Source organism: Microcoleus sp. BR0-C5 (genome assembly GCF_036705045.1).
Taxonomy (GTDB): domain Bacteria; phylum Cyanobacteriota; class Cyanobacteriia; order Cyanobacteriales; family Microcoleaceae; genus Microcoleus.
This window is the reverse complement of record NZ_JAUBTR010000001.1, coordinates 23,620-35,339: the sequence shown is the minus strand read 5'-3', so window position 1 is coordinate 35,339 and position 11,720 is coordinate 23,620. Positions and strand designations below refer to the sequence as shown.

The window sequence follows — 11,720 nt, the reverse complement described above, 5'->3', positions numbered from 1 at the left end:
TTAACTCACGGGCGATCGAAACTTAACAGCCCAAACAAATCCGCTGCCGACATTTGCAAATCCGACAGCACATCCAGAACTGGTAAAATATCTTGATTCTCCTTAATCTCAGGTTCTTGCTGCGGTTGAAAAACAATTACCAATTCTTCTTCCGGGTCAATCATCCAACCCAATTTAGTGTGATTTTTGAGGCAAAACAGAATCTTATTAATTACGCGACTTGAACTTTGCTCTGGCGATAAAATCTCAATTGTCCAATCGGGAGCAATTTCAAACCTATTTTCAATTTTTCCCAGAGAATTCAGAGGAATCCGCTGCCACTCGAACACTGCTATATCTGGAACAATAGAACGTCCCCCAAAAGTACAGCGCAGTTCGGGAAAAGCATAAGCTAATTTCTGCGGCTTGCCAACTCGATTAATAACAGATGGAAACTCGAATTGTAACGTACTGTGTTTTCCTTGCGGCATAGCTTTTTGATAAATTTGACCGTCAACATACTCGCTAGCAGGCTTAGTCTCTGGCAATAGCAGAAACTCTTCCAGAGAAATCTTTGACGGTGACTGAATTGACGTTACCATAAGCAATTAACCCCTCAACAACTCAACTGCCGTCTTAAAAATTCATATCGCTGTCAGTTTCCCAATCAGCACAACTCTCCGATTCCACACCAGTAGGGTGGATCGCACAAACCAACAAATTTCCCCCGTAAACTTGACCGTGATAGTTGCGACAACCGCGACAAGCCGGCTGCTGCGTCGGCGAAGGGTCTACATAAGTAACCATCGACAAATCTATCTCATCAAACTCCGGGTCGAAGTCGCGGCAAATTTCAATTATCGGTTCGATAAATTCATTAAATAAACCGTCAAATTCATTGAAATAACCGTCAATGTCATTAATCAGATTATTTTGTACTTGTTCTGTAAACTCTTCCGACATTTTTGCCAAAACGTCCAGCATTTCGACAAACTCTTCGCCCATTTCGCTGAAAAACTGCTCTACTTCAGAAACAGCATTTTCCATCACTCCAAAAAAATCTTTAGACCAATCTTCCATGAATTTGACAGCTTGCTATTACAAAATATTTTACAGACAGGTGCAGCCAGCCTCATGCGAAGCGATCGCACCTATTTTCAATTCTATTACCTATTGCCGGATATCCGTCCACATTTGACAGGGCAGATATTCAAAAAGGGAACTCAAGAGTATTATCCTGAGTTCCCTTCATGGTTTGCTGAGCGAGCTTTTTCCTGCTTAATCCCGCTTCAGCCGCCGCAATTCCTCTTGTAAATTCTGCACTTGTTCGCGGAGCTTGTCTACGCCGCCTGTCTCTTTAGCATCTTTTGCCGAGACATCTTCTTCCTCAGAAACAATTTCAATCCGCCGAGGTTCAGCGGGTTTTTCGTTCCCAGCCGAGGCTACGGGGGGCTGCTGCTGAGCCTGTTGCACCATATCATCAACAAAGCGACGAGCTTCTTCCGTGGACATCTCGCCCCGTTTCACCAATTCGTCTGCCAGCTTTTGGGCTTCAGTGCGTAATTCAGTTAACTTGCTGCCAGCTTTTTCACCAGCGTAGGAAGCTAGCCCGACACCAAGGTAAACTGCTTTTTGTAAAATATCTCCGAAACCAGGCATAGGAGCTACACCTCATAAAACTGGGTGAACCGGAGACCACGCCTATTACAAGCATCCCGTGTTGCTGCTACCTTCCGGTCCTGACAAGATTTGGGCGTTGGAATCGCGTGGATCCAGTTCATTTATGAGTATAACACAGTTATTTATTCTTCAACCACACACCAGTGATAAATTTCATAAATAACGCAACCGTTCTTCACCAGCGGGTCTTCAGCGACGATCGCCTTCGCCTCATCCATCGAACCCGCCTCAAACAGCAACATACCGCCGCCCCGCCGCCCCCAGTAGCCAGTTTTCGCTCGGTGTCCTTTAGAAATCAACTCTCGGACATAAGCTCTGTGAGCTGGCACGTATTGGTCAAAGACAGGCTTTTCGACAATTCCTTGCTCAATTTTGACAAACCAAGGCATTTTTATTTGGGATTTTAGATTTTATATTTTAGATTGGGAATGGGCGATCGGCAATGGGATCTAGAGCAAATGTTCTATATTCCATTTTGCACCATCCTTTCTTAACTGCGATGTTATCCTATGAACCAGTCAAAACAGCGATTTTTTATTGCCCTAGTGCCGCCTCCCGATATTGAACACCAGATTACTGAGATTCAACGGTATTTTGCGACATCCTACAACAGCCGCGGTGCTTTGAATTCGCCCCCGCACATCACGCTGCAACCTCCTTTTCACTGGTTAGCGGAGGACGTTCCCAAATTAGAGGAAAGTTTGAAAGAGTTTTCTGCAAACCGCCTTTCTATTCCCGTTACTCTATTCGGTTTTGCCGCTTTCGCCCCCCGCGTCATTTACATTGATGTTGTCAAATCACCCGAATTGCTGGAAATTCACAAAGATTTGATGAGTTATTTGGAGACACATTGGGGAATTGTCGATCTAGTTTCTCAAAGTCGCCCGTTTGTACCGCACATGACAGTAGCCTTTCGCGATTTAACTAAGGAGAATTTTCAAACTGCTTGGTTGGAATTTGCAGGGCGATCGCTCCACTTTGAGTTTACCGCTCCGGCATTAACTTTACTGCTTCACGACGGCAGCCGGTGGAACATCAGCAACCAATTCCCACTTTCCGCCTAAACTCTCTCCCTTCTCTTTCTTCGTGTCCTTCGCGTCTTCGCGGTTCGTTTTTCCAAAAAAATCTTATTAGCAAATCATAATTAAGCTGTCACGCATTTAAATTGCATCTTCATGGCGGGCTCTTAGGCCCAACCCCTACACCCCACAAGACTTAGATTATTTTTTGACATTCAATTTAAATGCACAACAGCTTAATGAACACTTCGGACAGTTTCAGGGCTGACTCGCGGGGAGCGAGAAACCCGGTTTCTACGAGTTTTGCGTCTACGAACGAGAAATATTCGTAGAAACCGGGTTTCTGAAGTCGCAAGTGCGTCCACAAACCTGATGAGTTTAGTCCTCACTACAAACCTGTTTAAAATTCAAGCCCTTCACAACTTACCGATTAATCTTATTCGGAGTTGCAAGTGCCACAGTTCCGTAAACCGAAATTCCAGAATGTTTCAATATTTGAATGGCCGACTTAACCGTAGTACCGCTAGTGTAAATATCATCAACTAACAGCACTCGATCGCGCGGAAGCCGACGACGAAAATCTTTCCCCAAACCTAAAGCATTTTTCATTTCCGCTTGCCGCTGCTGTGGCGTCAGAGCGAATAAAGCCTGAGTATTTTTCACCCGCTCCAAACCGTGCCGCTGCAAAGGCAAACCAGTCAACTCGCAAAAACTTTCAGCCAAAAGTTCCGCCTGGTTAAAACCGCGCTGCTTGAGCTTTTCTTGATGCAGGGGAATCGGTACAACTGTTAGATTGTCTATAGCTAATTCGGGAAAACTCAGCCAAGCTTCCGCCAGCCAGCCGCCGAGAGGTTTCGCTAATTGCGGATTGCCGTCATATTTCAAAGCTGCGATCGCCCGTTTGAGAGCCCCGCCATACTCACCCCACACAAAAACACGCTGCTCTGAATGCCAAAATCGACCGGGATCGCTTAACTGACATCGCTGAAGTTGCTTGTCACAGTACGGACAAAACTCTCCGGCGGCAGGTCGCTGACAAAGAGGACAGTTAGACTTAAGAAATAGATTGAGAAAAGATTTGACTAATCCCGTCCATTTTCGCTTGTTCATCCTAAAATTGTGGTAAGTGATTAATGGGAAAAACTTTCAACTTCAATCAGTTTCCACCGACAGGCTCGCAGCGTGAAAAACCTCTACTGGTTAGACAAAATTCAACCTTCAGACCGAGATGCAGTGGGAGAAAAAGCATTTTACTTGAGCTGTTTGCTCCAGAAAAATCATCCCGTTGTACCGGGTTTTGTCCTGCCGGCTACAATATTTTGGCAGTTTTTAGAGTCGATCGAGTGCCTAGAACCGCTGTTTGCTGACTGGCCACACTCTTCCCTGCACTTGAATGTCGATGAACCCAGACAACTGCAATCCATCGCCCGCAGCATCCGTCACCAAATCCTCGCCGGCAAACTGCCAGATTCACTGCTCTCCACCCTAGAGTCTGCTGTTTCTCAACTCAACTCACAGTCAAACTTAAACTCCACAGGCTTAATTTTTCGCCCTTCCCTGACTTCCTGGAACCCGAAAACAGTCGGTATTCTGGAATCTCAGGTAGTACGGGCAGAACCCGAAGCCATTGGGGCCGGACTCAAACGAGCTTGGGCAGAAATGTTCAGAGCCCGAAGTCTATTTTACTGGCAGCGGTGCGGTCTGCGGGTACAACAAATTAATCCCGCAGTTTTGGTGCAGCCACTTCAAGAAGCCATCGCCGCAGGCGAGGTGAAAACAACGGCTGGTGCACAGTGGGAAATCCAAGCCACCAGCGGTTTGGGATTGTCCCTCGCTAGGGGAGAAACCATCCCCGATTACTATCAAGTGCAGCCGGAAACAAGCGTGGTTAAATTCCAGCGGATCGGTTACAAAACATTAGCATACCATCTCAAAGTTGGCGATGGTGAAGGGAACAAAAAACTGCTGCTGGGCAAGTTTGCTGCTTTCCCAATTCCCGATTCTCCATTTATAATTACTGATTTTGCTGACTGTTGCGTGCAAGTTTTAGCGCTGGGAGAGGAAGCACAAACAGAATACGTTTTAGAGGAATCGCAACTGCAAGCAATCATTGAATTGAGTAAAAAAGCGATCGCAGAATTTGACTCAGATTTAATTTTAGAGTGGACGCTAAACCAGACAGGAAACAGCGGCGAACCCCAGTTTTATTTCACTCAAGTTCGTCTTGTGAAAGCGGAAAAAGTCGCGCCGATAGAGGAAAATTCGATCGCCCTCCCGCAGCCAAACTCGATCGCCCCAGCCCGAACTCCTGCCATACTCAGAGGTGTGGCAGCAGCATCAGGAAAAGCCGAAGCAATTGCCCAAGTTATGACTAATTCCCACCCAGAAAACGCGGAATTCTTAGCCGGAGGCATTTTAGTAGCCCGGACAATCGATCCGAATTGGCTGCCTTGGCTGAAGGTTGCTGCTGGGGTGGTTGCGGAACAAGGAGGTATGACAGGCCACGGCGCCATTTTAGCGAGAGAATTGGGGATTCCCGCCGTTGTGGGAGTTACTGGGGCCACGCGGGTGATCGCCTCGGGCGATTCGGTTTTGGTAGACGGCGATAGCGGAGAAGTTTTTGCCCTCGCCCCACCCGATGCGATCGACACAGGAGACAGCCGCCAACTTCGGAACACAGCAAAAAAGGCAGATATATACAGTACAGCAGCCAAAATGTCAATAGCCAAGCACCAATCTTCTACCTCTGATCGATCGCCCAATTCCGGGCCTAAATCTCGACAATCTGAGTCTACTCAATATATTTGGGGCCCACCAACGGCAACTCAACTGCTAGTTAATGTCAGCCAAACAAGTTCGATTGACCGCCTCAAAAATCTGCCAATAGACGGTATCGGATTGCTGCGATCGGAATTGATGGCCTTAGAAGCTTTGGACTGTCAAAACCCCAAAGTTTGGCTACAAGACGGCCGCCAATCGGAATTTGTCGATCGCATGGCGGATTGTCTGAGTTTATTTGCTGCTGCCGTTTCGCCCCGGCCAATATTTTATCGATCTTTCGATTTACGCGAGTCAGGCGCCCACGGCAGTTTCAGTTATACCTTTGAACCGGAATTATTTGATTTGGAACTCTGCGTACTTCAAAAAGTCGGCGAGTCAGGCCATACCAATGTTAATTTAATTTTACCTTTCGTGCGCTCGGTTGACGAGTTTATATACTGCCGCCAGCGCTTAGAAACAGTTTGGAAAAACCGCTCAACCGAGTTTCAAATGTGGATTATGGCGGAAGTTCCTTCGGTGTTATTTTTATTGCCAGATTACGTAAAAGCCGGAGTTCAAGGAGTTTCTATAGGTACTAACGATTTAACCCAATTGCTGTTAGGAATTAACCGCCACTCCGACCAGGTAGCAGGTGCTTTCAACGGGCGCAATCAAGCAGTGATGAGGGCGATCGAACAATTAATCAAACAAGCCAGGGCCGCCGGCATTCCTTGCTCAATCTGTGGCGACGCTCCAGCATTGTATCCCGATACAGTTGAATCCTTCGTGCGGTGGGGAATTTCGTCTATTTCGGTCAATGTCGATGCTGCAGAACAAACTTCCAGGGCGATCGTCCGCGCCGAACAGCGCCTACTCCTAGAAGCCGCTCGATCGATAATTAACAATTAACAACTCCGGGACGCACTTGACCCCAGAAATCCGGTGTCTGAGTAGATATAGCAACCGCGCCCGACGGTGAGGACGTTATTAATTGCTCAAACATGAGCTCTTATATTGCTTCTTCCTTCTTTTTCCTTCCGCTATCAAAAGATTTGATTTTAAAGCTAGGATAGAAATATCACCAACTCTTGACCCAGAGGTACAAACCGTGAAATCAAAAATTATTGCAACCGCAGCAATACTTGCCGGCCTAGCCTTTCTGCATCCTCACCCAGCATTATCTCAACCTGCAACTGACGGTGGCCAAAAACCCGGCTTCTGGCAACCTCAAGCGCAGGTTGACAATACTCGCAACATTACCCTCAGACTGTTAAATGAAACGGGCTTGAACCTAGAATACGGTGAATCAGGTGGCAGCTTGTCATCCTTGCCAGTCGGAACCAGCAAAAACATCATTGTTCGTATCAGCAATCGCACCGGCGACATTGCCAATATTCCGATTAATGCCACAGCAGGAACCACAACTTTGAAATACGACTATAACGTTGACTCGCAGACAAACCTTGTGACGATTCGCATCACCAGATCAGACGGCAGCACTCGGCAAGACCGATCAGTTTATATTGATGAAAAAGGGCGAGTTTACTCTTTCTAAAACTGCGGCTCATCAACCCGGTTTCTCCTGATAAATCTTGGTTTTAGCAGCGAGGTATCGGGGAAGAAATCGGGTTTCTAGACTAGCGTTCATAAATTCTGTCTTTCTCAAAAAGTTATGAATCAAATGCAGCCCACAAAGAATCGATGTTTTTGTGCAGCGGATTTGACATTGCATCCCCAAAATCAACTGCTGTTTGCAATTCGGCGCTACTGGCGCACTGGTGCATCAGGTGAGTTCCGAGAGGATGTCAACCGCCGCATCGCGGACTAATATCCGTCGTTTTTCTTGATACGTGCGCCTCGATTTCCCTCTTCTTTCGGTTTAGCTTTGTTCACTCGCAAGGGGCGTCCCATCCACTCTGCACCCTCTAATTCGGCAATTGCAGCGTCTTCTTGGGCATCCTCCATCATCTCAACAAATGCAAAACCGCGCATCCGACCGGTTTCCCTGTCGGTAGGCAAGACAACTCGCTTGACTGTGCCGTATTCTGCAAATACTGCTTTCAGGTCTTCTTCGGTGGCGCGGTAAGACAGATTTCCAATGTAGATAGTCATGTCGATCGAACTGAACTTGTTGTGCTATACATAATAACCTTTTAATTTAACTGTCAAGTGCTATCTAGCATACAACTGGGCGATCGACTCTGACTAAGCTGTGGAGCATTTAAACCAGTAACGAGGCTTGTATGGTGCGTCAATCGATTTGAGATTTGAGATTTGAGATTTTAGAGGCGGCCCCCACGGATAAATGCGGGGGCTTAAGGATTTTCGATTTGAGATTTGGGATTGATTCCACGGATAAATCACGTGGCGGGTACCACCTTTGAAATTCGTGGTTATGAGTGAACACTTACGCGCTTATGCGGGAAACACTTCTGTAGTGACGCACCCTACTATCGTCTGTTAAATGCCGAACAGCTTATACACATCTATACAGCCCTTTGAGGAAACCTACTTCACATCTCCCCAACCCTTTCCTAAACGGGGAGATGTCACCTTCAATCCTTGGACCCAATTTGGAATTGCCAAGGGGAAATGAGGAATGGAAAAAATTTTCTCTCCATCTCCTTAATCCCCAGTTTAGGATATTACTTTTCTCAATTAAACTAAGGATTTGAGATTTAAAGCCGCTTTGTTAAGTGTTTGAGTGCCAACTCGACTTTGGGTAATACCGCTGGCTGTTTCCGTTGCTCCTTTATTCAGAACATTCATCGCATCTACCACTTGCTCAATAGCGATCGCCTGCTGTTTGGTATTCAGATAAATTTGCTGACTGCTGACAACAACACTGTTAATAGCATTAGCAACATTGTTAAAATTATCCGCCGTACCTTCAGTCATTTTCAGGCTATTATCTAAAGTTTTCTTGCCCTCATCTGTTACCATCACTGTTTTATTAATGGAATTCTTAATACTGTTTATCAAATCACTAATCTGATCCGACGATTTTTTGCTTTGATCTGCCAGTCGGCGAATTTCCGTCGCCACCACCCCAAACCCCTTTCCTTGTTCTCCCGTGCGTACTGCTTCCACTGTAGCGTTAATCGCCAGCATATTAGTTTGATTAGCCAAATCGCTAACTAAATTGGTAATATTAGCAATCTGATTGGTTTGCTGGCTCAAATTTAAAACTTGATCGGCGATCGCTCCGACTTTTTCCGTCAAACTCAACATTCCCTGCTGGGTTTTATTTACTACTTTACTGCCTTCGGCGGCCATATTTAAGACATTACTGGCATTTTCAAGGGCTGATTGGGCTTGCATAGCTGATTGCCTTGATGATGCGCCCAATTCATCCATTGTGGTAGTTGTTTGATTAACAGAAGCAGCTTGTTGTACAGCAATACGTTCCTGTTGCTCAATTGTAGCAGCGATCTCGGTAGAAGAACTGACAATCATATTAATAATACCTTTCAGCGCTTTATCTAAAGGTTTGGCGATCGCTATGCTTAAAGCTATTGCTAAAATAATCGCTATTAGCGGCCCAACGGTCATCCCCAATAATACAGCTAATTGAGTCTTCCTACTATCATTTTGTGCGTTTTTATAAGCTTCGTCGGCTTGCTTTCTGTTGGATTCAACTACTGCCAAAGTGGCTTTTTCTGAATTTATAAATTTAAGGCGAATTACCTTAGATTGCTCACTAAGTTTATTCAAGAGGTTACTAGCTGTCTTGGCTCTTGCCATTTCTGGCGACTTACTTTTACCTTGATTAATTAGGTTTAGCTGCAAAGCCAAAGGATTCACAATCCCCACTTTTTCAAATTCCTGATTAATTCGCAGGAGTTCTTGATCTTCCTGCTGCCACTCCTCCCAATATCTAAGCATTTGTTGATAGAGTGCATCTTCCTCTGAGGTACGTGGAATGACTTCGTATGCTTTAAACCCATCTTTAATCTGCTGCCAAGCCTTGTCCATTCTGTTTAATGCTTCTTGCCGTTCTGCTTGAGTGAGTGCGGAATTAATTAGCGCTCTCTCTGATGACTCAATCTGGGTTTGTCCTTCGTTAATTTTCCATAATCCTTCAATACTCGGCAAGTTATTTTTACCTATAGTACCTAGGTGCTGACTGAGATTAGATGTTGAGTTCCATCCTACCCAAGCTACTAAAAATACTAAAAATCCCATCATCAGAAATGCGCCGATAAGTCTGGTTTGTAAAGTCATTTTTCTAAACATACTATTTCTGCTTCCTTCTACTACAGTTATCCTCGCTGCAATCATGAACATATCTTGTATATTATAGCTTTTCTCAGGTAGATTAAGTACCTATTAGGATTTTACCTGGGAGATTTTACATTTTAAAATTAGTAATTAATTGATGAGTAACTCCTGATCCTGAAAGTCGCTATCGATTTTGGGTGACGACGCAGTTACGGTAGCTTTTTGGTTGTCATCATGCTGAATTCATTTTTATAAACCCCTTTAGTCTACAGGTTAAAACCGGGCGTTACACAAACCAAGCCTGCCGAAGCCAACTATAAAAACTGGTAGGATTATAATTAAGTTCGGAGTGCACAGATATAGGCTTTGTCAGACAGATGAGGTATCATATTGCTGACGCATTCATAAAGGTAAAATATAAAATATAGCAATCCTTGCAGGAGTCGTAAATTTTTGACCAGGAATTTCAAAGGTGATACCCGCCACGTGATTTATCCGTGGAATCAATCCCAAATCTCAAATCGAAAATCCTCAAGAAAGAGCATTTATCCGTGGGGTCGCCTCTAAAATCTAAAATCTAAAATCGATTGACCCCACCCCAACCCTACCCTTATCAAGGGGAGGGAGTAAGAAATTTACAAATGATGCGAGGATTGCTATATATAAGATAAATGAACTATAATTCGCTTAAGAGTCACAACATCACAAGAAGTGGAGGGGATGCCACATCCATTGACATCACTTTTGTTCACCAAGCATCGAAAACATCATACATTACTAGCAATGAAAGCTTATCTTGATTTTAGACAATAAATTATCGATATTGAGCATTCCCGAAGCAAGCTCACAAAAATCCATAGCTAACTGTTCTTTGGGAGTTCTCAGTTTTGTCACAAAAAAGCACTTAAACACGCTCCTAAAACCCAAAATATTGCTCAGCAAGCTAATTTATGCGCTCACGTAAAATTAAGGCAGAACAACTCATAATTTTAGCGCCGATTTAAAATAAAAATGCTCCCACTCTTGAATAACTTCATGATTAGCTCTATCAATAAAAGGTTGAAGGGCGAAAAATAAAACAAACAAACCTGTAAAAATATTTATCACAAGCACTATACATAACGGTCACGAAATTTATTCTATAAGTTAATTCAAGAAGGAAAATGATACAATTAAATTTGATATTTTTATGCTCTAGCAACATACCAAAACTCTGGGAAAATGCTTTGGTAGTGATGGATAATGGTCAGAGGAATAGAAAAAATCAGTAAATAAAGTAATCAAGAAAAAGGGCGAAAGTAATATACTTTTCGCCCCCTTCGCCAGATATATCATAAGCCTGAGAAGTCATGGTCAAAACTTAAAAATTTTTTCATTTTTATCAACACAACAAATTATCAATAATTAGGAAAGGTGATAGAGTTTGCATTTCGTCAACTTTCTAAGCAAGATATTTGGAACTGGTTTACACACTGCTGTTATTGTACTTCATGAATCTGAGAAAGGCTATAGGGGAATCGCTTGTGTCTGTGCAGACTTACTAGCGGGGACTGAGAAATTCAATCTAGCCAAATCTGGAAATCCCGTAAGGGAAAAACGCGAAAAGCCAAACTGTGAAGTTTGGAAGCCCACGCCATAACTGTAATCAGTTTGGCGTTGGGAGGATGTTACTGCTTTTCCTTAGTCGATCGAGATTGACTGAGGCCCGCTGCTTTTACCGTTGGTGGGTTCGGCTGGGGGAGTAGTGTAGGAAGTTGAACCAGCTTGCTCGTCGATCCAGCTTTTAACGGGATCTTCGTGAAGGTTGAGTCGAAGCAGGCCAGATAAAAATCCGCCCGCGAAGGCGATCGGCTGTTCGATCAATTCTTTCGCCATTGGGATGAGTTCGTCGAGGAACATTCAAGAGTCTCCTTGTGCTGCAGGGGTTCTACCTTAACTGTATCGTTTGTACTGCGATGCTGGCAGCGGCCTACAAAAAACCTTGTTGCCAGCGCTGAAGATGGGCGATCCTCTTCGAGGGCTTCGCTAACGGGCAATTTTTCGGCTAATGACTTACAATGC

At 44.5% G+C, this 11,720-nt stretch carries 12 protein-coding genes and 1 other RNA gene; 4 read left to right on the top strand and 9 right to left on the bottom strand.

All coding sequences use genetic code 11. The features are described from left to right. Positions 1–5: 5 nt before the first annotated feature. The 5 genes from QUB08_RS00160 to QUB08_RS00140 all read right to left on the bottom strand — a co-directional run bounded on the left by QUB08_RS00160 (position 6) and on the right by QUB08_RS00140 (position 2,048). Positions 6–581 (bottom strand): Uma2 family endonuclease, encoded by a 576-nt coding sequence (locus QUB08_RS00160; RefSeq protein WP_333222393.1) that lies wholly within the window; start codon positions 579–581, stop codon positions 6–8. 34 nt (positions 582–615) lie between these two features. Beyond that, positions 616–1,059 (bottom strand): hypothetical protein, encoded by a 444-nt coding sequence (locus QUB08_RS00155; protein WP_333222391.1) that lies wholly within the window; start codon positions 1,057–1,059, stop codon positions 616–618. Between the two features lie 198 nt (positions 1,060–1,257). Further along, positions 1,258–1,638 (bottom strand): phasin-related domain-containing protein, encoded by a 381-nt coding sequence (locus QUB08_RS00150; protein ID WP_333056143.1) that lies wholly within the window; start codon positions 1,636–1,638, stop codon positions 1,258–1,260. 23 nt (positions 1,639–1,661) lie between these two features. After that, positions 1,662–1,758, bottom strand: an RNA gene (gene ffs, locus QUB08_RS00145) — signal recognition particle sRNA small type. Positions 1,759–1,781: 23 nt separating this feature from the next. Further along, a complete protein-coding gene (locus QUB08_RS00140) occupies positions 1,782–2,048 on the bottom strand; it encodes a YciI family protein (protein ID WP_006632991.1) in 267 nt (88 codons plus the stop codon). Between the two features lie 120 nt (positions 2,049–2,168). Between QUB08_RS00140 and QUB08_RS00135 the strand changes: the two genes are divergently transcribed. Further along, positions 2,169–2,723, top strand: a complete 555-nt coding sequence (locus tag QUB08_RS00135) for a 2'-5' RNA ligase family protein (protein WP_333222389.1) — start codon at positions 2,169–2,171, stop codon at positions 2,721–2,723. A 378-nt stretch (positions 2,724–3,101) separates the two neighbouring features. Here QUB08_RS00135 and QUB08_RS00130 read toward each other — a convergent pair whose 3' ends face one another. Continuing rightward, complete coding sequence (locus QUB08_RS00130; RefSeq protein ID WP_333222387.1) at positions 3,102–3,788, bottom strand: ComF family protein; 687 nt, start codon at positions 3,786–3,788, stop codon at positions 3,102–3,104. A 72-nt stretch (positions 3,789–3,860) separates the two neighbouring features. On the opposite strand from QUB08_RS00130, the gene QUB08_RS00125 reads away from it, so the two are divergent. From QUB08_RS00125 to QUB08_RS00115, 3 genes are all read left to right on the top strand, one after another. Continuing rightward, positions 3,861–6,347: a putative PEP-binding protein gene (locus QUB08_RS00125; RefSeq protein WP_333222385.1), complete on the top strand. Its 2,487-nt coding sequence runs from the start codon at positions 3,861–3,863 to the stop codon at positions 6,345–6,347. 199 nt (positions 6,348–6,546) lie between these two features. Beyond that, positions 6,547–6,993, top strand: a complete 447-nt coding sequence (locus QUB08_RS00120) for a hypothetical protein (protein ID WP_333222383.1) — start codon at positions 6,547–6,549, stop codon at positions 6,991–6,993. Positions 6,994–7,110: 117 nt separating this feature from the next. Beyond that, positions 7,111–7,266: a hypothetical protein gene (locus QUB08_RS00115; RefSeq protein WP_333222381.1), complete on the top strand. Its 156-nt coding sequence runs from the start codon at positions 7,111–7,113 to the stop codon at positions 7,264–7,266. Here QUB08_RS00115 and QUB08_RS00110 read toward each other — a convergent pair. The 3 genes from QUB08_RS00110 to QUB08_RS00100 all read right to left on the bottom strand — a co-directional run bounded on the left by QUB08_RS00110 (position 7,263) and on the right by QUB08_RS00100 (position 11,558). Further along, a complete protein-coding gene (locus QUB08_RS00110) occupies positions 7,263–7,550 on the bottom strand; it encodes an RNA-binding protein (protein ID WP_333222379.1) in 288 nt (95 codons plus the stop codon). The two genes, QUB08_RS00115 and QUB08_RS00110, sit on opposite strands and share 4 nt — an antisense overlap. 546 nt (positions 7,551–8,096) lie before the next feature. Continuing rightward, on the bottom strand, positions 8,097–9,662 hold the full coding sequence (locus tag QUB08_RS00105; RefSeq protein WP_333222377.1) for a methyl-accepting chemotaxis protein: 1,566 nt from the start codon (positions 9,660–9,662) through the stop codon (positions 8,097–8,099). A 1,677-nt stretch (positions 9,663–11,339) separates the two neighbouring features. Continuing rightward, positions 11,340–11,558, bottom strand: a complete 219-nt coding sequence (locus QUB08_RS00100; RefSeq protein WP_333206003.1) for a hypothetical protein — start codon at positions 11,556–11,558, stop codon at positions 11,340–11,342. Between the last annotated feature and the right edge of the window lie 162 nt (positions 11,559–11,720).